17 protein-coding genes are annotated in these 20379 nt (G+C 72.8%); 3 read left to right on the forward strand and 14 right to left on the reverse strand.

Annotation, left to right across the window (positions count from 1 at the left end; translation table 11 throughout):
* Positions 1–78: 78 nt before the first annotated feature.
* A complete protein-coding gene (locus AB0N63_RS01470) occupies positions 79–696 on the reverse strand; it encodes a TetR/AcrR family transcriptional regulator (RefSeq protein WP_365522490.1) in 618 nt (205 codons plus the stop codon).
* A 251-nt stretch (positions 697–947) separates the two neighbouring features.
* On the opposite strand from AB0N63_RS01470, the gene AB0N63_RS01475 reads away from it, so the two are divergent.
* Positions 948–1811 carry a chlorophyllase gene (locus tag AB0N63_RS01475; protein ID WP_365522493.1) on the forward strand — a complete coding sequence of 288 codons (864 nt, stop codon included), beginning with the start codon at positions 948–950 and terminating at the stop codon, positions 1809–1811.
* A 273-nt stretch (positions 1812–2084) separates the two neighbouring features.
* Here the strand turns inward: AB0N63_RS01475 and AB0N63_RS01480 are convergent, their stop codons facing one another.
* The 9 genes from AB0N63_RS01480 to AB0N63_RS01520 all read right to left on the reverse strand — a co-directional run bounded on the left by AB0N63_RS01480 (position 2085) and on the right by AB0N63_RS01520 (position 10860).
* Complete coding sequence (locus tag AB0N63_RS01480) at positions 2085–2852, reverse strand: class I SAM-dependent methyltransferase (RefSeq protein WP_365522495.1); 768 nt, start codon at positions 2850–2852, stop codon at positions 2085–2087.
* A 43-nt stretch (positions 2853–2895) separates the two neighbouring features.
* A complete protein-coding gene (locus AB0N63_RS01485; RefSeq protein ID WP_365522497.1) occupies positions 2896–3858 on the reverse strand; it encodes an LLM class flavin-dependent oxidoreductase in 963 nt (320 codons plus the stop codon).
* Positions 3845–4171, reverse strand: coding sequence for a phosphopantetheine-binding protein (locus AB0N63_RS01490; RefSeq protein WP_365522500.1), 327 nt, complete (start codon positions 4169–4171; stop codon positions 3845–3847). The genes AB0N63_RS01485 and AB0N63_RS01490 overlap by 14 nt, the downstream gene beginning before the upstream one ends.
* A 40-nt stretch (positions 4172–4211) precedes the next feature.
* Entirely contained in the window at positions 4212–5576 is a 1365-nt protein-coding gene (locus AB0N63_RS01495) for an aldehyde dehydrogenase family protein (RefSeq protein WP_365522503.1), read from the reverse strand.
* 37 nt (positions 5577–5613) lie between these two features.
* On the reverse strand, positions 5614–6315 hold the full coding sequence (locus tag AB0N63_RS01500) for a cupin domain-containing protein (RefSeq protein WP_365522506.1): 702 nt from the start codon (positions 6313–6315) through the stop codon (positions 5614–5616).
* Positions 6316–6408: 93 nt separating this feature from the next.
* Complete coding sequence (locus tag AB0N63_RS01505) at positions 6409–7512, reverse strand: SIS domain-containing protein (RefSeq protein ID WP_365522509.1); 1104 nt, start codon at positions 7510–7512, stop codon at positions 6409–6411.
* Positions 7509–8318 carry a BtpA/SgcQ family protein gene (locus AB0N63_RS01510; protein ID WP_365522512.1) on the reverse strand — a complete coding sequence of 270 codons (810 nt, stop codon included), beginning with the start codon at positions 8316–8318 and terminating at the stop codon, positions 7509–7511. The genes AB0N63_RS01505 and AB0N63_RS01510 overlap by 4 nt, the downstream gene beginning before the upstream one ends.
* On the reverse strand, positions 8315–9880 hold the full coding sequence (locus tag AB0N63_RS01515; RefSeq protein ID WP_365522515.1) for a pyridoxal phosphate-dependent aminotransferase: 1566 nt from the start codon (positions 9878–9880) through the stop codon (positions 8315–8317). Before AB0N63_RS01515 ends, AB0N63_RS01510 begins: the two co-directional genes overlap by 4 nt.
* A gap of 68 nt (positions 9881–9948) precedes the next feature.
* Positions 9949–10860, reverse strand: coding sequence for a TauD/TfdA family dioxygenase (locus tag AB0N63_RS01520; protein WP_365522519.1), 912 nt, complete (start codon positions 10858–10860; stop codon positions 9949–9951).
* A gap of 259 nt (positions 10861–11119) precedes the next feature.
* On the opposite strand from AB0N63_RS01520, the gene AB0N63_RS01525 reads away from it, so the two are divergent.
* Entirely contained in the window at positions 11120–11788 is a 669-nt protein-coding gene (locus AB0N63_RS01525) for an NUDIX domain-containing protein (RefSeq protein ID WP_365522522.1), read from the forward strand.
* Here AB0N63_RS01525 and AB0N63_RS01530 read toward each other — a convergent pair.
* Entirely contained in the window at positions 11743–12165 is a 423-nt protein-coding gene (locus tag AB0N63_RS01530) for a nuclear transport factor 2 family protein (RefSeq protein WP_365522525.1), read from the reverse strand. The two genes, AB0N63_RS01525 and AB0N63_RS01530, sit on opposite strands and share 46 nt — an antisense overlap.
* Before the next feature lie 289 nt (positions 12166–12454).
* Between AB0N63_RS01530 and AB0N63_RS01535 the strand changes: the two genes are divergently transcribed.
* Positions 12455–15523, forward strand: coding sequence for a BTAD domain-containing putative transcriptional regulator (locus AB0N63_RS01535; RefSeq protein WP_365522528.1), 3069 nt, complete (start codon positions 12455–12457; stop codon positions 15521–15523).
* A gap of 35 nt (positions 15524–15558) precedes the next feature.
* Here the strand turns inward: AB0N63_RS01535 and AB0N63_RS01540 are convergent, their stop codons facing one another.
* The 3 genes from AB0N63_RS01540 to asnB form a co-directional block, all read right to left on the reverse strand.
* Positions 15559–17148 (reverse strand): fatty acid--CoA ligase family protein, encoded by a 1590-nt coding sequence (locus AB0N63_RS01540; RefSeq protein ID WP_365522531.1) that lies wholly within the window; start codon positions 17146–17148, stop codon positions 15559–15561.
* Between the two features lie 64 nt (positions 17149–17212).
* Positions 17213–18439: an MFS transporter gene (locus tag AB0N63_RS01545; RefSeq protein WP_365522533.1), complete on the reverse strand. Its 1227-nt coding sequence runs from the start codon at positions 18437–18439 to the stop codon at positions 17213–17215.
* Positions 18440–18479: 40 nt separating this feature from the next.
* Entirely contained in the window at positions 18480–20330 is a 1851-nt protein-coding gene (gene asnB, locus AB0N63_RS01550; protein WP_365522535.1) for an asparagine synthase (glutamine-hydrolyzing), read from the reverse strand.
* Positions 20331–20379 lie beyond the last annotated feature (49 nt).

Consider the following 20379-nt stretch of genomic DNA (forward strand, 5'->3'; position numbering starts at 1 on the left):
GTCGGTTACGTGCACTGCGTGCACCGAGATGTCCGGCCGCGGACGGGCGGCGATCCTCTGCGGTGATCGGCGAGTCGTTCAGCCGGGCGACGGCCTCGTCCGGCAGCTGGCCGGGTCCGGCAGGGGTTCTGTGCGCGGTCCTGCTGGTTCCGTCCGGTTCGGCTGGGGCTGCCTCAGACCGCTGATCAGCAGGGTCACCACTTCTCGCACGTCGTAGTCCGGGTCGTGGGGGCTCCAGGCGACGAGGTCGCCGACGGCTCGCAGGAGCCGGTAGGCCGAGATGGGTGCGACCACCTCACCTGCCGCGCGGGCCGCGTCGAGCAGGTCGGCCAGGACCGGCACGAGGCGGTCGAGGAACAGGACGTGCAGGGCGGAGAACTCGTCTGCGTCCCCCTCCCAGACGCGCGCCAGTCCATGTTTCGTTCCGAGGAAGTCGACGAACAGGTGCACCCAGCGCAGGGTCGCTTCGAAGGGGCTCGGCGCCGATGCCAGGAGCTGCGGTCCGGCCTGTGCGCACTCCTCGATCTGATGGCGATACACCGCGACCACCAGATCCGAGCGGGTCGGGAAGTGCCGGTAGAGCGTCGCCACGCCTACTCCGGCGGCCGCGGCGACCTCGCGGACCGGCGCGCCGACCCCCGATGAGGCGAACACCACGGCGGCGGCCTCGAGCAGCGACTGCTGATTGCGCTGCACGTCCCGTCGTCGGCGAGGCGCGTCGGTCGCGCGAGTTACGTGTTCGTGGGAGCTCACCGCCTCATCATCGCACACCCCCTCGCCCATCCGGAACATCGATCCGGTTCGACTTGAAGAGCGGATCCGTGTTCCGTATCGTTGCGGAGCGGCGATCCGTTTCGGGTCGCCCTTACCCCGTCCTCGGAAGGACCCCCGTGTCCCTAGGTGAAGCAGCTCCCCGCCCCGCCGCTCAGGTCCTGAGCGTGCGGCCCGTGATTCTCCCCGCCCCGGCTCGTGGCGACGACCTGCAGGTACGCATCACGGCACCGGCCGTGGGCACCGATCTGCCCGTCATCGTCTTCGCCCATGGCTTCGGTCAGTCGATGACCGCGGCCGACCCGTTGGTGGACTACTGGACCGCCAACGGATTCGTCGTGGTGCAGCCGACCTTCCTTGACTCCACCACCCTCGGGCTGACGCCCGCCGACCCGCGCTATCCGACGATCTGGCAGACCCGGGTCGACGACCTCGTGCAGGTCATCGACGAACTGGACACCGTCATCGCCGCGGTCCCCGGGCTGACCGGTCGTGTCGACACCCGCCTCCTCGCGGCCGCCGGACACTCCTGGGGCGGGCAGTCGGTCGGGATGCTGCTCGGCGCGCGCGTCATCGGCGCGGACGGCCGGCCCGGCGAGGACCGCACCGACGCCCGCGTGAAGGCCGGGGTCCTCCTGTCCACGGCCGGGGTCTCACGCGGCGACCTCACGCCCTTCGCGCAGGAACACTTCGCTTTCATGAGCCCGGACTTCACCCACCTCGCGACGCCCTCGATCGTCGTCGCCGGCGACCAGGACCAGTCACTGCTCTCCACCCGCGGTCCCGACTGGTTCACCGACGTCTACCACCAGAGCCCCGGTGCTCGACACCTCGTCACCCTCCACGGCGGCGAGCACGCGCTCGGCGGCATCCAGGACTACAACTCGGCCGACACCACAGACGAAAGCCCCGAGCGGGTCGACTTGGTACGGCGCACCACCACGGCGTTCCTGCGAACAGCACTCGGCATCGACGAGACCGCCTGGTCCGACCTGGCCGCTACGTCGGCCGAGCCCATCGGCCACATCGACTCCAAGTAGACCCGACCGCCCCCGGGCGCCGGCCGGGGCCGGGAAGCTGTGACGAGCACGAGGACGCCGAGGCCGTTGAGGGAGGCCCGGCCGGCGCCCAAGGCGTCGACATCGGCCAGGGCGTACGGGTACTCGCACCGGCGCCGAAGCGCAGCCCCCCGGCGCTCGGCGCGACACGCGATCCGTCCGGACGGGGACCACCGGGTACCCGGACGCCCTGCGTGACCTGCGGCTGTCTCCTCCCACGGATCCGCTCGAGGCCGGTGCCCCGGGACCCGTGGGTCAGGACTTGCGGGCGCGGTAGACCGTGCGGCAGGGGACCTCGGTCCGTGAGCAGGAGCCGGAGTCGCACTTGAGGTCGGCGCCGCCGAAACCGTGCGGCAGCGGCTCCAGGCCCGCCGCCCGCAGCGCCCCGGTGACGTCGGTGGGGTCGAAGTACCAACTGGTGAGGGTCTGGTCGACCCGCTGGACCCTCTGCCCGGTGCCGTGGGCCCCGGAGACACGCAGCATGCCGCGGCGGGTCTCGGTGTCCCAGACACCGCGCTTGACCACGATCGACTCGGGGGTGTCGGTGAGCGTGACGTGGTTCCAGTGCAGGAAGTGCGACTGCTCGTACAGGTCGAAGACGAACTCGCCGCCCGGCTTCAGTGCGGCCGCCACCGAGGCGAAGCACTGCCGCAGGTCGTCGGTGGAGGGGAGATGGTTGAGAGCGCCGTCGAGGCTGACGCAGGCGGAGACCTTGGCGGGCAGCTCGAAGGCGCGGGCGTCGGACTCGATCAGGGTCAGTCCGCCGTCCTCGATGCGCGCGGCGTGCCGGGTGCGTGCGAGGTCGAGCATCGCCTTGGAGCCGTCCACCCCGTACAGCGTCCAGCCGCCGTCGAGGAAGTACCCGGCGGTCACGCCGGTGCCGCAGCAGATGTCCGCGGCGGTGCGGTCACCCCCGGACACCTCCGCCAGGTGCGCCACCAGCTTCGGCGAGAAGCGGTTGACCCAGCCGGTGTAACTGGTGTCGAAGAAGGCGGCGAATCCCTTGGAGTAGTAGTTGGCCATGGGTTCTCCTCACGTGGTTCGTGGGGCGGGCGGAGTGGTCGGTTCACGCGGGGACGGCGGCGGGACGCAGCCGTGGGACGACGTGTTCGGCGAAGAGTGTGAGCGTGTCCCAGTCCACCGGTGGGCGCAGGCCCAGCGCGAAGTCGGTGACGCCCAGGTCGCGGTAGGGCAGCAAGGCCTCGACGCACTGCTCGGGCGTGCCGAACACCAGGTACTCGGGCCACACCGGGGAATCGGGCGGGTAGACCTCACGCAGCCTGTCGAGCCTGCCCGGCAGCTCCGCCGGGTCCTCGACGAGCAGGGCGCGGAAGGTCATCGAGCGGCGGACCTCCGCGGGGTCGCGGCCCGCCCGCTCACACGCGTACGCCAGCAGCTCGGTGCGTCGGCGGTACCGGTCCGGGTCCGTGAGCAGGCTGTTCCACACGTCACCGTGTCTGGCGACCACGTCGACGACGGGGGCGCTAGCACCGCCCACGACGAGCGGCAGCCGGGACTGCACCGGTGCGGGCCGGCAGTATCCGTCGGTGATGCGGACGTGTTCTCCGGTGTAGGAGAACCGCTCACCCGACCACAGGCCCCGCAGGACGGCGGCGGTCTCCTCCAGCAGCTTCAGCCGCTCGGTGCGGGGCAGCCGCGGGAAGCCGTACTGGTCGTGCGCCAGGTCGGCGCCGCCGACGCCTATGCCCAGTTCCACCCGTCCACCGCTGACGTGGTCGATGGTCGCGGCCACCGCGGCCAGCATCGCCGGGTGACGCCACGCGACCGGCGCGACCATGAGGGCGCCGCGGATCCGCCGGGTCCGGGCGGTCAGCGCGGTGAGCAGGGTGGTGCCCTCGAAGCACGGACCGTCCGGGCCGCCCATGGGCGGACGCAGGTGGTCGAAGACCGAGCACCAGTCGTAGCCCAGCTCCTCGGCCCGCTGCCACAGCGCCAGGATGTCGCCGTACGTCTCGTACTGCTGTCCGGAGTGGACCCCGAACCTGACGGCCGGCTCAGATGACGGCATCATCGGCCCCCGCACTGGTCCCCGGGGCGTCCGCCGCGGCCTTCCGGGCCGCGAGCATCGACGCGACCGCGCTGGTCAGGCTGGTCAGGTCGTGGAAGGTCGCCGGGTTGACCAGCTCCTCGGGGAAGGTGACACCGAACTCTGCCTCGATGGCCACCATCGTCGCGACGGTGCCCAGGGAGGTCAGTCCGGCCTCGTGCAGCGGGAGGGCCGGCGTGAGAGGGCCGGCGTCGGGGGGCAACTGGCGGGTGACGAGGTCACGGACGCTCGCGTACACCTCGTCGTCGGTCCGTTCGGCCCGCGGAAGGCCCATGTTCCTCTTCTCCTTCGTCGACGCGCTCGGCGCGTCGGTCTCAGTGCCGGTCGAGGCTCACGGTGACGGTCTTGGGACGCTGGTACTCGCTCAGGGCGAGGACGCTCATGTCCGTGCCGTGGCCCGAACTGCCGCGTCCGCCGTGCGGCAGTTCGGCGGTCTGGTCCAGGTGGCAGTTGACCCAGACCTCTCCGGCGTCCACCTCGTCGGCGACGGCGAGCACCGTGGAGGTGTCCGAGCCCCAGACGCTCGCGGCGAGCGCCTGCCGCACGGAGTTGGCCAGGGCCACCGCCTCGTCGATGTCCCGTGCCGCCTGCACGGTCAGCACCGGGCCGAACACCTCCTGGGCGACGGCCGGGTCGTCGGGGGCCAGATCGGCGAGTATCCGGCCGGGCCGCCAGAAGCCGTGCTCCTCGCCCGGCCGCGGTGCGACGTCCGCGACGTGGTCGACGCCCGCCCCGCTGCTGTCGAGGATGCGGTCGTACCGTGCCGCCTGGTCGGCGTTGTTGAGCGGTCCGAAGTCCGCGCCGGCGCGCCGGTCGCCCATCGCCTTGGCCAGCCCCTCGACGACCCGGTCGTAGTTCTCCCGCAGGGTGATGACCCGCGCCGGCGCGGCACAGCTCTGACCGGCGTTGTAGGTGACGGCCCGCACCAGTGCCGCACAGGTGTCCCCGGGCGCGTCCGGCAGCACCAGCGCGGGACAGTTGCCGCCCAGTTCCAGGCTGACCCGGCGCAGTGCCGCGCGGACCACCACGTCCTGGCCGCCCGCCTCGCTGCCGGTGAACGCCACGGCGTCGACGTCCTCGCCGACCAGCAGCCGCCCGGTCTCACGGTCGCCCGGCAGGGTCACGAGCACGTCCGGACCCAGCGTCGCGGCGGCGTCCCGGGCGAGCAGCAGGGCGGTGTCCGGTGTGGTCAGCGCGGGTTTGAGCACCACGGTGTTGCCGGCGGCGAGCGCCGGGGCGATCCGCCAGGCGGCCATCATGAGCGGGTAGTTCCACGGCACGATCGCGGCGACCACTCCGATGGGTTCCCACCGCACCCAGCTCTCCCGGCCCCGCATGCGCCGCCCGGCCGCGGGCGCGGTGTCGGCGCGCTGGGCGCCGGCGAAGAACCGCAGCAGGTCCGCGCAGTTCTCCACCTCGCCCCGCGCTTCCTCGGCGGGCTTGCCCGTGCCGGCCTGCTCGGCCTGTGCGTAGGCGGCGAGGTTCTCCTCCACGAGGTCAGCGAACCGCAGCAGGCGCCGGGCCCGCTCACGGGGGGTCAGCCGGGCCCAGGCGGGCTGGGCGCCGCGCGCGGCGGTCACCGCTGCGCGGGTGTCGGCGGCGCGGCCGACGGGGACGGCGAGCCGTTCCCGTCCGGTGCGCGGGTCGCTCACCGGTACGGTGAGTTGGTCGTGCGGCATGGCGTGCCTCCTGTCCGGGATCGTGCGGGGCCCTCGTTCAGCCGAAACGGTGAGGGGAGTGCGGGCAGCCCTTCGCCGCCAGTTCCTCACCGCTGGAGGCCTCGATGTCGCAGAGGCGGCAGGTGATCCGGCCGAGGTCGCCGAGGAGCGCGGCGTACTCGGTGAGTTCCTGCCGCTCGGGGCTGTCCAGGTGGCGGTGCGGGGCGCCCACGGACAGGATCATGTGGTCCGTGACCGCGCCCACCGCGTGGGTGATGGCTCCCTCGACCATGTACACCTGTCCGGGGCGTGTCTCGATGATCTCCCCGGCGACGGCGATGGTCCCGGTGCCCGCCAGTACGAACAGCAGGTGGTCGCCGGGGTGGGTGTGCGGGGCGAAGCCGCTGCCTGCCGGTACGTGCAGGATGTCGGCGCCGACGTGGCCGCTGGAGAGCAGCGAGCGTCCGGTGGCGTCGGCGGTCTTGGACACCCGGGTGGGGCCGGGGGCCATGGGGATGCCGAGCTGCTGGGTGGTTCCGTCGAGGCCGAGGTCGGTGGCCCAGTCGCAGATCAGCAGGGGCGTACGCCCGGTCGTGCCACCGGGCGTCGGCGCGGTGGCCTCGGCCGCCTTGCTCCGGCCGAGGACCGTCAGCAGTTCCACCGCCTTGGCCTCCCGTTCGGCCGGCGCGAGGCTGTGCAGCTCCTCGCTGAGCACTTCGAGGGCCTGCTCGACGGGTACGCGGTGGGTCGTCTCGGTCATGTTCTCTTTCCTTTCGGTCTGTCGACGGTGGTCGTCGCCCCGGGCGGCGGTCGTCCTGACGGCGCCGGACAGGGGGCGGTGGGGGCGGACCGGTCAGGGACGCCCGGCTGCGAACGGGGTGCGGTTCAGGGTCCGGGCGAGGTGGCAGGCGAGGGGGGCGGCGAAAAGTCCGTGCAGCAGCGGGGAGAACTCCTCGCGCGCCCGGCCGTGGACCGGAAGCACCTCCGGGGCGTCGAAGGCGCCGAGGTCGTCCCGGGCGGCGACGGTGATGACCCGCCGGCCCAGTTCGATGGCGCGCCGCACGACCCGCCGGGCGTCCGCGAGGCTGCGGCCGGGCGGAGCCACGACGAGTACCGGCAGGTCACGGGGGCCGGCGAAGCGCTCGACGTGGCACCACTCCTCCAGGTCCTGGCCGACGGCGAAGACGCCGGACGTCTCGATCACCTTCGCCGCCGCGTACAGGGCGGTGCCGTGGGAGGGCCCGCTGCCGAGCACGGTCAGCACGGGTGCGTCGGCGATGCGCCCGGCGAGCGGCCGGGTCCGTTCGACGGCCTCGCCCACGGTGGCCTCCACCGGGCCGGCCAGCGCACGCAGTTCGCCGCGCAGCAGGTCGGCGTCAGCGCCGGTCAGGTGTCGGCGTGCCGTGCCCAGCGCCGTCGCCAGCAGCAGGGCGCCGAGCACACTGGCCTGGTAGGTGCGGATGCCCGGGGAGGGCTCCTGGTCCGGCAGGGCGAGGTGGAGCGTGCCGTGCGCGGCGCGGGCCAGCGGACTCGCGGCGTCCCCGGTGAGGGCGACGACCGTGGCGCCGTCCGCCCGTGCCCGCTCCGCCGCCCGGACGACGGGCGGGGTGCGGCCCGAGGCGGAGACGGCGACGGTGAGCACCCGGGCGGCGGACCCGGCGGCCGGCCGCCAGTAGTGGACGAAGGGCAGTGCGCTCATCGGCCGGCAGTCCACCCCGGCGAAGGAACGGTACGCCATCTCCACGGCCCGCGCGGCGTGGTCGCTGTCCCCGTCGCCGACGAGGACCACCGACTCGACGTCCGTGAGGCGCGCGGTGTCGGCCAGCGCCCTCGCCTGCTCGTCGAAGGCACCGGCGTGCACACGTATGTCGTCCGCCAGCCGTTCGGCCTGGCGCAGTGTCACCTCCGCTTCGACGGGTGCGGGGGTGGAGGCCGGGTAGGTGTGCGGGGGTGTCATCGTCCGGACTCCCGGACGGCGTCGACATAGCGGCGCACCCGGTCGGCGTCGATCCTGCCGCCCCACCCCCCGCTCTCCAGGCACGTCCCCACGAACGCGCCGTCGGCGGCGGCGAGGAGTCGTGCCGCGTTGCCGTGGTCGGTGTGCCCGGCCAGGATCACCGGCAGCTGCGGAACGGCCTCCCGGACGGACTCGATCATGCGCAGGGCCGTGCGCTCGTCGGGGTGGGACAGTGCCACCGCGTCGGCGCCGACGGTACGGGCCGCGCGCGCCACCTCCGCACAGGTCTTGTCCTCACCGAACCACTTGAAGTGCATGGAGTCGATGTCCGCCACGATGCCGACGCCCTCCGCGTCGATGGAGCGGCGGTAGGCCATCACCGTCAGCGGATCGGGCCGCACCATGCCGTGGGCGGTGAGGGTCTGGCCCACCAGCGCGCCGGCCCGCACGAAGTCACCGCCGGCCACCCGCGCCACGGCGAGGGAGGCCCGGGTGGCGTTGCGCATCATCTGGACGCCGACGCGGAAGTCCGCGCCGGTCGCCTCGGTGACCGCGCGCACGATCAGGCCCATCGCCGCGGTACGCGCCGGGTCGGACTCGTCGGCGACATCGTAGACACGGTCGACCGTCTGCACGAGGCAGCCGTCGGCGCCGCCTTCGTACAGGGCCCGAGCGGACGCCACCGCCGTGTCCAGGATCTCGGGGAAGGTGTCGGGGCGGTGGAAGGGGGTGCCGGGCAGCGGCGCCAGGTGCACCATGCCGAGGACCAGCGCCTGTTTGCCACCGGGGGAGTACCAGGTGCTCATGCGGCGCCCCGCAGGTACGCGTCGAGCCGGTCCAGGGCCGGCGCCAGGTCCTGCCAGGGCCGGGCGGTGGTGATCCGCATGACGGCCCCGGAGAAGCAGAAGGTGAGCAGGCCGGGGAAGAGCGACACGCCCGTCTCCCGCAGCACGTCGCGGAAACAGTGGTAGGAGTCGTCCCAACCGGGCAGCTCCACCGCCGTGTTGATGGAGAAGTGCGGTCGGAGCACCCGTGCCGGGGTGTCCGCGAGACGCACGGTCGCCGCGTCGCGCAGCGCGGTCAGGTCCGACACCCGCCGCAGCCGCTCCGTCCGGTAGGTGCGGAAGGCATGGCGCAGGGTCTCCAGGTCGAGCCCGTAGGACGCCTCGAACTCCTTGAGTTCGCCGGTGCCGGGCTCGGTCAGTCCGGTGATCAGCCAGCGCTCCATGCGGGCCAGCACTTCCACGATCGTGTAGAAGAACGAGGGCGGCCCGCCGAAGGAAGACGAGGCGTACTCGTAGTACTCGGCGATGAACGCCGGGTCGGCGAGGAACCAGCCCGCCTTGAGACCGGGTGCCGACCAGGTCTTGGACAGGCTGGAGACCCGGACCACGTTGGGTGCGGCGCGCTCGGCGCAGCGCTCCTCGTACTCGCCCAGCCACTCGTGACACTCGTCCAGGACGATGACGGTGGAGGGGGAGGCCGCGCGGACGAGGCGGCGCAGACCCTCCTCGGTGACGGCCGCCCCGGTGGGGTTGCCCACGGTCTGGAGCAGCACCAGGGGTGTGTCGGGGGTGAGGGCCGCGATGAGCGGTTCGATGTCGGTGCGGCCGTGCGCGCTGTCCAGCGGCACCAGTTGCACGCCGTGCCGGCGGGCGATCGTCTCCACCAGCGGCGGGTAGTTGGGGACGGCGCACAGTGCCGGTGCGGTGGCCGGGGAGACGCCGTGCAGCACGAAGTCGGCGATCGTGCTGACGGCGAAGGTCCCGCCCATGGTCATCGCCACGTGTTCCGGCAGGTAGCGCACGCCGGCGAGCCGGGCGCTCTCGTAGGCGGCGATCGCCTCACGCGCCGGGTAGCGTCCCCGCGAGTCGGAGTAGCCGTACCAGTCGCGGTCCAGGGCGAAGCGGATGCACTCCTTGAGACTGTGCGGCAGACCCCACCGCTCCTCGTCGACGGCGCCGCCGGAGAGGATGTACTGCGCCTGGTTGCGCAGCCCGCCGTACAGGTCGTCGCGGAAGTACCAGTTGAACAGCTCCTTGACGAACCGGACGGTGGCCCGGGAGGACAGCACCTGCTCCGGTTCGACCGTGCGCAGGGGGCGGCTGCCGCGCCAGGTCTCGGCGAGAGCGGTGTGGTAGGACTGCTGTCCCAGCTCGTGCTCCACCCGGCCCAGCCACAGGTCGCGCAGTTCCAGCGGGTCGTCGGGACGGCGGGCGCGGGCGAACACGTCGAGCACACGCTCGTCGACGCGGGTGGTGAAGGCGTCGGACAGACCGGTGGCCCGCGGTGTGCGCCGGGATGTCGCCAGGGCCTCCGGCGACGCGTGGGAGGGACGCGGGACGGCAAGGGAGTCGAACAGTGTCATCAACTTCTGCGCCTTCGTTCGGTGGGGGGGTGACGGCCTGCGGGTGACGACGGCGGCCTGGCCGGGTCCTAACGGATACGGAGGCGCTGGAGGTGCCGTTGCCGCCGCGGCGGCGCGGTGGCGCCGGCGGTCCGGCCGTGGAAGTAGTAGGTGTTGTCGATCACCACGAGCAGTCCCCGCCGCCAGTGCACACCGACCGCCTCGTCCGGCGCGTACATGGCGGCGAGCAGTTCGCGCAGCGCCGCGTTCACCGTCCCGGGGTCGGTCTCCGGATCGCTCTGCGTCCAGCGCAGCTCCTGGTCGAGGAAGTCCCGGTAGGAGAACACCCACCGGCCGTCCAGGTGGCGCGCGATGGCCGGCGCCTTCGGGCTGTCGCGGTAGCGGGTGCGGGACAGCACCTGGAGCGTGCCGGGCGACAGCCGGCGCGCCACCGCTCGCATCGGTGTCAGCACGGTCCGGGCGAAACTGCTCTGGTCACCGGGCTCGACACACAGCAGCACGATGTACCGGGGCTGGTCGGCGACCGCGGCACCGCTGCTCTCGGAGTGCAGGCTCAGCGAGTTGCGGGCGAAGGGCTGCAAGGACACCTCTGCCGTGGGCGCGTGCTCGCTGCGCAGGTTGAGGACGACACCACCCTGGACGAACGGCTGCACCGCGGGGTCGGACTCCGGTATCGCGGTGCCCAGGAAGCGGCCCAGCTCGGTATAGCGGTCGTGCGGAAGTGGTTCGTCGAGCTGGACGGCGGCCAGGCCCCGGCCCCACAACTGCTCGGTGATCTCCTGATGCAGGCCGTCGGCGTCGTCGGTCCGGTGGCCCGGCAGCGCCCGTACCGTCGGACCGGGCAAGGGCGTCGCGTTGCTCAGCAGCCGCTCCCGCAGCGCGACGTGGGGGTCGGACGGCGACGCCCGGAAGCTCCCCAGCGTGGGACCGGGATGCGTCGTGGACAGGACGCCTGAGGGCGCGGAGACAGATCGTTCCATAGCTGTTTCCTCTGCTCGGACGTACGACACGGATGCCGAAGGCCACTCGGACTCCGGCGGCCGGCGAAGCGGAGGCCGAAGCCGGTGGTCCACGCCGCCGGAGCGACTGTAGGGACAGCGCCGGAACCGCCGGGCAACTGAGCGGCGCCCCCACCGGACCGGCAGCGATAGCCGGCCGGTTAACAGCGCATTCTCCCGAGCGCCTAACGTGGCGGCCGCTTAGAGCCGTAGCCGGCGTCCGGCGGGAAGTGAGGCGTTCATGGGTTTCACACACGGGCGCCGTTTCGCGCACTGCCCGTACTGCGGCACCGCGTACGCGGACGGCACCGACTGGCCGCGCGACTGCCGTGCCTGCGGGGAGACGCAGTGGCGCAATCCGCTGCCGGTCGCGATCGCGCTGCAACCCGTGACGGGGCAGGACGGTTCGCGCGGGCTCGTGGTGATCCGCCGCGCCCTCCCCCCGGGAGTCGGCCGGTGGGCGCTGCCCGGCGGGTACGTGGAGACCGGCGAGGACTGGCGGGACGCGGCCGTGCGGGAACTGTACGAGGAGACGGGCTTCGAGGCGTCGGCGCGCGGCGCGCGGCTCTTCGGGGCGTACAGCACCCGGGACACCCTGGAACTGTTCGTGCTGCTGCCGGAACGTCGGGCGGCGGAGTTGCCCGAACCGGCGCGGACCAGCGAGACCCAGGCGTGTCGTGTGCTCGGCGAGGTCGCGCCACTCGCCTTCGAGGGACACACCCGTGCGCTGGCCGCCGTTCTGGCCGGGCACGCGGAGATGGACGACCGGGACGCGACGGAAGCCGCCGTGGGGGGTGTGGACCGCACGGCCGGCCGGAGCGGGGGCCTGCCGTCACGGTGCGGGCGGGGGCCCGCCGGCAGCCCCTACCTTCCCGGCGACACCGGTACCGCACCCGGCGACGGGGTGTAGTAGTACCGGCGGCAGGCGTTGACGAGGGTCTGCTCGGACAGCGTGAACACGTCGGCGAAGTCCACGCCGTCCGCGCCCTCCTGGCCGCACCCCACCACACGTCCCAGCACCACGACCGTGTCCTCGGCCGCGATGACGGTCTCCAGTTCGTGCCGTCGTAATGAAGTGGCTTGCTCGGCCTGGGCGTTGAGCACCGCCTCGCGGCCGCTGCGCAGCGGGCTGCCGGGGTGGCTGAGGGTCACGTCCTTCTCTGTGAGGGAGGCGTATCCGTCGATGTCCCCGATGTCCAGGTAGTGGTAGGTGAGCAGCACGTGTTTCACACCGGCCGCCGCCACCGCCGGACCGGCATACGACATCCGCAAGAGGTCACCGTTCATGACTGGAAAGCCCTTTCGGAAGCGGTACGGGCAGGCGACGCCCCTGGAGTCGCCCCGGGTGATGATCTGACATCGGATTAACTCGGCGCTATCGCCCCGGCATCCCAGACCGCTGACCAGCCGCTGTCCGTATCGCGGTCACCGTCGGGCATGGCGCCCGTCAGTGCCCTGCCCGCCCCGGTGCGCGTTGTTCAGCTCGTCGTCAGGTTCGGTTACGCAGGCCGGTGACACTTACACTCACTCACGTGTGTTGAGTTGTGGTGCGTGTTGTGCGTGTCGAGGAGGGTACATGGGCGCTGCGCAGGTCCAGCATCGCGATCGGGCCGCGGGCTTCGCCTTCCAGGTGCTGGGCGAGCTGGTGGTGAGCAACAGCCGGGGCGTCGTGCGCATCACGCCGGGCCGGCAGCAGGTCCTCCTCGCCGCCCTGCTGCTGGAGAGCGGGCGGTTGCAGAACGTCGACCACCTCATCCGGCTGCTCTGGGTGGGGGAGCCGCCGGAGACGGCCCGGACCCAGGTGCAGATCTGTGTGTCGCGGGTGCGCAAGGCCCTCGCGGACGCCGGTGCCGAGGCCACCATCGTGACGCATGCGCCGGGTTACGTCCTCCACATCGACGACTCCGCCCTCGACCTCAACGTCTTCCGGCGCGCCGTCGCCGAGGCCGATGCGCTGGTTGGGCAGCACCGGATCGCCGAGGCGGCCACCACCCTGCGCGCGGCGGTCGCGCTGTGGCGCGGCCCGTGCCTGAACGGTACGCCCAGCGACGCCCTCGCCCGGGTCGCCCGGCACATCGACGAGGAGCGGCTGACCGCCACCGAGTCCTACCTCGAACTCGAACTGGGGCTCGGCCGCCACCACCAGCTCACCGCCGAGATAGCCGCCCTGGTGCGCGAGGAGCCGCTGCGCGAGCGGCTGCGCGGCCAGCTGATGCTCGCCCTGTACCGCTCCGGCCGGCAGGCGGAGGCGTTGGAGACCTACCGGGAGGGACGCGCTCTGCTCAGGGAGGAACTGGGCCTGGAACCCGGCGAGGACCTGCGCAGGCTGGAGCGGGCGATCCTCACCGAGGACGCTTCCCTGCGACTGGAGCAGCCCGCGGTCGCCACGGCCGCCGCCCACTCCCGGCCCGCCATGGTCCGGCCGGCCGGGGAAGCGCCCGCGGAGACAACGTTATCGGACGGCCGTACGCCGGCCAGGCATGACCACATACCACGTCAACTGCCCATCGACACCGCCGACTTCGTCGGTCACCAGGACCTGATCGCCGAGGTGGAGTCCGTACTCACCAGCACCTCCCCGGACCGGACCACAGGCGTCGTCGTCATCGCCGGACGGTCGGGCATCGGCAAGAGCACCTTCGCCACCCGGGTCGCGCACAAGCTGGCCGAGACCCACTTCACCGACGGCCAGCTCTACTGCCGGCTGCGCGGCGGCCGCGCGGACCCGCTCGCGCCCCGGGAGGTCCTCGGGCGCTTCCTGCGGGCACTCGGCCTGCCCGGACCGGCGATACCGGACTCCCTGGAGGAGCGGGGCGAGACCTACCGCAGCATGCTGGCGGACCGGCGGATCCTGGTGGTCCTGGACGACGCGGTGAGCGAGGAGCAGATCTTCCCGCTGCTGCCGGGCAGCCGCTCCTGCGGCGTCCTCGTCACCAGCAAGGCACGGCTGACCGCGCTCCCCGGCGCCCACCGCGTCACCCTGGACATTCTCGACCAGCGGGAGTCGCTGCACCTGATCGAGAAGGTCGTCGGCGAGGACCGGGTGCGCGGGGAACAGGAGGCGGCCGAGGCACTGGCCGGCACCGTGGGAGGACTGCCGCTGGCGCTGCGCATCGTGGCCGCCCGCCTCGCGGCCCGCCCGCACTGGCCGCTGGCGTCCATGGCGCAGCGCCTCGTCGACGAGAACCGCCGCCTCGACGAGCTGACCCACGGCCAGATGACCGTACGGGCCAGCCTGTCCGTCACCTACGAGAACCTCGCCGACGCCGACCGCAGGCTGCTGAGGCTGCTCAGCCTCACCAAGGGCTCGACGTTCCCCGGCTGGATCGGCAGCGCCCTCCTCGACGCCCCCGACGCCAGCCCCTACCCGTCGGACCTGATGGAGCCGCTGGTCGACGTGCAGATGCTGGACGTCGTCGGCGCCGACGCCACGGGGGAGCCGCGCTACGGGTTCCACGACATCATCCGCCTGTTCGCCCGCGACCGGCTGCTCGCGGAGTCCGACGAGAGCGAACGCAGGGCGGCCATCCGCCGGATGAGCGGCGCCTGGCTCCTGCTGGTCACCAAGGCGCAGGAACGCATCTTCGGGACGAGCATGATCAACGGACCCGCGCCGCGCTGGCACCCGCCCGAGGCCCATGTCCGCAGCGTCCTGTCCGCACCGCTGGAGTGGCTGCACACCGAACTGGAGAACCTCAGCCTGACGGTGGAGAGCCTGGTGCAGGAGGGCGAGGACGACTACGCGTGGGAACTCGCCGTCAATCTCGCCCCCTTCTTCGAGGCCCGCGGCTACCTGGACCACTGGGCGCGCACCCACCGCAAGGCGCTGACGGCGGTGCGCCGCAGCGGCAACCGCCTGGGCCAGGCGGCCCTGCTGGCCTCCCTCGGCACGCTGCACCTCAACCGTCACCACCTGCCCGAGGCGCGCAAGGCGCTGACGGCCGCGCTGGAGCTGTACGAGACGCTGGGACACCACTACGGCCTGGGCATGTGCCGCAGGGACCTGGGCATCCTGGAACGGCTCTCCGGCCGCGACGCCTCCGCGATGCGGTTCTTCCAGGAGGCGGAGGCGGACTTCGAACGATGTCCCAAACCCTGGGCACGGGCCTCCGTGATCGTCCAGCGCGCGGTCGTCCTGCTGCGGCAGGGTGACGTCCAGCGGGTCGAGGCGGAACTCGGTGAAGCGCTGGAGATCTGGCGCGACCTGAACTATCTGGGCGGACAGGCCCGCGTGCTCCAGCGCATCGGCCAGCTCCACCTCCACCGGGGGCAACTGGAGGACGCCAACAAGGCCCTCACCGGGGGCCTGAACATCGTCCGGGACGACGGAGACGTGATCGGCGAGGGCTACATGCTGCTCGACCTCGGCCGGGTGCACGCCCGGCAGGGCGACCTGGCGCAGGCCGCCGCCCTGTTCGACCGGGCGCTCGACCTGCGGGCCGGCATCATGGACCGGGCGGGCGTGGCCTCCGTCCGCGTGGACCTGGCCGACCTGGCGCTGCGGGCCGGCGACCCGGCCGGGGCGCGCGCCCTGCTCGCCGAGTCCATGGCGGTGTTCGCGACCACGGGCATGATCGAGGAACACAACCGGGCTGCGGACCTGCTGGCCGGGCTGCCCGGCGCGGACCCGGCAGCGGAGCAGTGAGCCGGGCACCGGCCCGGCCGCCGGTGCGTCGGCGGTCAGTGCGCCGGCCCCAGTTCCTCGGTGAGCGACGACGCCAGCTGCGGGCGCAACACCTTCCCGGTCGCGGTGCGCGGGATGCGCGGCACCGGCACGATGTGCGAGGGCAGGAGCGCCTGCGGGAAGCGCGAGCGCACCGCGTCCCACGCGTCGGCGGTGTCCCCGGTCCCGTCCAGCGCCACCGCCGCGATGATGCGCTCACCGGTGAACCGGTCCGGGACCGTGACACAGGCCGCGTCGCGGACCTGGGGGAGGGCGCGCAGAACCCGGTCCATCTCCTCCAGGGAGACGGTCTCCCCGGACACCTTGGCGATGTTCTTCAGCCGGCCGGTCAGCACGACGAAGTCACGGCCCTCGTCCGTCACCCGGTAGCCGAGGTCCTGGGAGTGGAACCACCCGTCGCGGAAGGCGTCGGCGGTGGCCCCTGCGTTCCCGGCGTAGCCGGACATCACGTTGAAGCCGCGCATGCACACCTCACCCACCTGACCGGGTCGCGCCGGACGGCCGTCCTCGCCGAGCACCACCACCTCGTTGCCGTACACCGGTACGCCCACCGACGGGATGTCCGGCTCCAGCACCAACCGCCGGTAGGCCGCCTCCGAGAGGTCCGTCGGCATCGTGGTGGAGAAGTTCGTGGTCTCGGAGAGACCGTAGCCCTGGAGCACCCGAGCCCCGAGCCGGTCGGCGACCGACCGTGCCGTGCGCGCGGTCAACGGCGCCGCCGCCGAGACGAAGTAGTCGAAGTCCGCGGGCACCTCCGCGCCCCGCCACGCCTCCACGATCGCTTCCAGCACCCCCGGAACCACACTCGCGATACGCGGACGGTACTGCCGCAGCGTCCTCGCGTACGTCAGCGGCGAGAACGACTCGGCGAGCACGGTGTGCGCCCCGGCCGCCATGGTGCCCAGCACCGTGAAGTGCGCGCCGTTGACGTGGTGGACGGGCAGACAGGCCAGCACCCGGTCACCGGGGACCAGACCGTGGTGGCGGCGCACCGCCTCGGCGTTGGCGACGGCGTTCACGTGCGACTGGGCCACCAGCTTCGACGCCGCGGTCGAACCGGACGTCGCGAAGTACAGGGCGTCGGCCGCCGGATCGAGCACCGGCAGGGGCCGGTCCCGTTCCGCCACGTCCTGCCAGCGGGGCAGCACCGTGCAGCCGGGACCGGGCGCGTCGGTGTCCGGCGGGCACAGCACGGCCAGCGCGCCCACGGCCTCGATCTGCTGCGCGCGGCGCTCCGGCGGATCGGCCGGCCCGAGCACGAGCAGCCCGAACCCGGCGCGCAACACGCTCAGCAGTGCCAGCACCGACGGCACGTCGTTGGCCGGGGCGAGTGCGAGCACGGCCGGCCGGCCGGTGCCGAACTCGGCGCACAGCCAGCCCGCGAGGGCACGGGTGGCGGCCTCGGCGGTGCGGTAGTCGAGGACGGTCTCGGCGCCGGCATGGGACACGGCGGTGATCAGCGGCGCATCGCCCTGGCGGCGGGCGAAGAAGCGCAGCGCGTCGAACGGTGTGCGCCACACCGAACAGGGGAAACCGGGGCCGGCCCCCAGGTAGGTGTGCGCGCGCAGGTGGTCGGTGGACGTCATGGTGGTGGCAACTCCTCGTGAAGCACGGCGGTCCGGCCGAGTGGGACGGTCCCCGCCGGACGGCTCAGGCTCGGGAACGGGTGGGGACGCGCAGGGCGCCGGGACGGCCGGACCGTTCCGCCCAGGCCACCACCGCGCCGGTCGGCAGTGCCGCGAGGAGGAACGCCCCGCCCAACACGAACCAGCCGGGCGTCCCCCAGTCGAGCAGCAAGACGGTCAGCACGGTGGGCGCCAGCATCATCGCCGTCCCGTAGCCGGTCATCGCGAACCCCTGGTACTGCCCCTGCTTGCCGGCGGGTGCGAGGGTGAAGGTGATGTGCCACGACGCCGCCGACACCAGCAGTTCGGCCCACACGTGCAGGACGCCGGCCGCCAGCAGCAGCACGGTCGAGGCGAGGGCGGAACCGCCCGCCGAGAGCGCGAACAGCGAACAAGCGGCGAACAGCACCAGCCCTGAGGTCCGGCACGCCCGGACCGCGCCGGGCATCGTGCTCACCCGGGAACCGACGCGCACCTGGAACAGCACGACGCTGACCGTGTTCAGCACGAACAACACGGTCACCAGCGCCGTCGAGGCACGGGTGTGGGCGGTGATCCACAGCGGCAGCACGACCTCCAGGAGCATCGAGTGCAGAGCGAGCACCGCCCCGAGCGCCGTGAACAGCGCGAACGGCCCGTCGCGCAGCACCGCCCACTTCGGCTCGCCCGGCGGCGGCACGGGTGACGGCGCCACCGCCGGCAGGGTCGCGAGCAGCGCCGCGGAGGCCAGGAACCCCAGCGCGTTCCCGCCGATGACGACGGCGAACGCCGTGGGCGTGCCGCTGCGCAGCGCGAGGCTCGCCAGCGCGGCGCCGACCGCCATCCCGGCGTTGTTCGCCGAACGGATCATCCCTTGCGTCCGCACCACCCCAGGGCCGTCCGCCAACCCCGCGACGAGCGCCTGCTGCGCCGCCCGGGCCCCGCGCTGGAACGCGGTGAAAGCGCACGCCACCACCACGAACGCCAGGAACGAACGGACCAGCAGGTATCCGGCAGCGGCGAGCCCGTCGAGCGCCATGAACAGCACGGCGACGCGCCGGGGCCCCCGGCTGTCGGCGAGGTGCCCCAGCGGCACGCCGGCCAGCAGGCCGACCGCACCCGCGATGGTCAGGCCCAGCCCCATCGCGGTGGGCGTCAGCCCGGCGACCCGGGTGAAGTACAGCGCCGAACAGGTCAGGAACGCGCCGTTGCCCGCGGTCATCAGGACCCCGGCGGCGATCAGCCGGCGCGCGGGGCCGGAGGTCGGCGACATCGGTGTGCAGGTGCCCTTCTCAAGTGATCGAGCGGCCGGTTCAGGACAGCAGCAACCGGGGCCGGTGGACGTCGAGCCAGGCCGCGAGGTTCAGACAGCGCTCCAGCCCGCCGCGCACGGCCGGGGCCTTCTCGTCGTTCACGGCGTTCTCCAGCCACGCTCTGCTGACCAGGTCGAACACCGGGTGGTCCGCCGCGGCGAGGAGCTCCTTCGCCTGCCGGCGCAGCACGGCCGTGTAGCCCGGGTCCTGGATGGAGGGATACGCGCTCTTCACCCGGTCGACGACGGACGCGGGCAGCAGGTCCCGAACGGCCGCTCGCAACAGGCTCTTCTCCCGGCCGTCGAAGCTCTTCACGGCCCACGGCGCGTTGTGCACGTACTCGACCAGGCGGTGGTCGCAGTACGGCACCCGCACCTCCAGGCCGACCGCCATGCTCAGCCGGTCCTTGCGGTCCAGCAGCATGCGCATGAACCGGGTGATGCCGAGGTGGGAGGTGACCCGCCGCACACGGGTGTCCTCGTCGTCCCCCGGCAGGTGCTCGACCTCGGCCACCGCGTCGGCGTACCGGTCCGCGATGTAGGCGGGCAGTTCGAGGGCCGCGAGCAGTTCGGGCCGCAGCACGCCGCCGTCCCGGCCCTGGCTGCCCGCGGCCACCCCGTTGGCGGGTGACATCCACGGGAAGGTGCCCGCACGTTGCGCCGCCGCCGACCGGTGCCAGTGGTAGCCGCCGAACACCTCGTCGGCGCTCTCCCCGGACAGCGCCACCGCCGAGTGCCGGCGGACCGCGTGGAAGAGCCGGTAGAGGGAGACGTCCGTGTCACCGGTGCCGACCGGCATGTCCCGGGCGGTGATCACCGCCCGGCGCACGGCCGGATCGGCGAGGGAGCCGCTGTCCAGCAAGACGTCCGTGTGCGCGGTGCCCACGTGCGCGACCATGTCACGCACGTAGGGCGCGTCCGGGGTGGGCCGCGCCGCGTCCGGCACGTAGTTGTCGCTCTGCCCGGCGAAGTCGACGCTGAAGCTGTGCACCTTGCCGCCCCGGGCGCCCAGTTCCCGCGCGGCCAGTGCGGTCACCGCGCTGGAGTCCAGTCCGCCGGAGAGCAGCAGGCACAGCGGCACGTCGGCGACCAGCTGGCGGGAGACGATGTCCTCCAGCAGCCCCCGCACCCGGGCGACGGAGGTGTCCAGGTCGTCGGTGTGCTCCGTGGTGGACAGCGCCCAGTAGACGTGTTCGCGCACGCCCCGGTGGTCGACGGTGGTCACCGTGCCCGGCCGGACCTCGCGCATCCCGGCCCACACCGCGTGCCCCGGTGTCTTGACGAAGCCGAACAGCTCCCGCAGCCCGTCCAGGTCGACGCTCCGGGTGGCCAGCGGGTTGGCGAGCAGCGCCTTGGGCTCGGAGCCGAACAGCACACCGTCCGCCGTCGGCTGGAAGTACAGGGGTTTGACACCCAGCCGGTCGCGGACCAGCACCAGCTTCGCCGCGCGGGCGTCCCACACGGCGAAGGCGTACATGCCGTTCAGCCGGTCGGCGACCCCCTCGCCCCACTCCAGGTAGCCGCGCAGCACCACCTCGGTGTCGCCGGCCGTCCGGAACGTGTGTCCGCGGCTGCGCAACTCCTCGCGCAACTCACGGAAGTTGTAGACCTCACCGCTGTAGACCAGGGCCAGACTGCCCGCGGGGGAGTCCAGGGCCATCGGCTGGGTGCTGCCGTCGAGGTCGATGACCGCGAGCCGCCGGTGGCCAAGCGCGGCGTGTCCGCGGGGGTCGGTCCAGGTGCCGGCCGCGTCCGGGCCGCGGCAGGCCATGGTCTCGGTCATCGACGTCAGGGTCGGCTGCTCCCGGTTCAGGTCGCGCTCGAACGCGACCCATCCGGCGATACCGCACATGTCACTTGTCTCCCTGGGGAAGTGGGGGCGGGGCGGGCGTGAGCAGGGT

It is taken from the genome of Streptomyces sp. NPDC093260 (assembly GCF_040683715.1).
Taxonomy (GTDB): Bacteria; Actinomycetota; Actinomycetes; order Streptomycetales; family Streptomycetaceae; genus Streptomyces; species Streptomyces sennicomposti.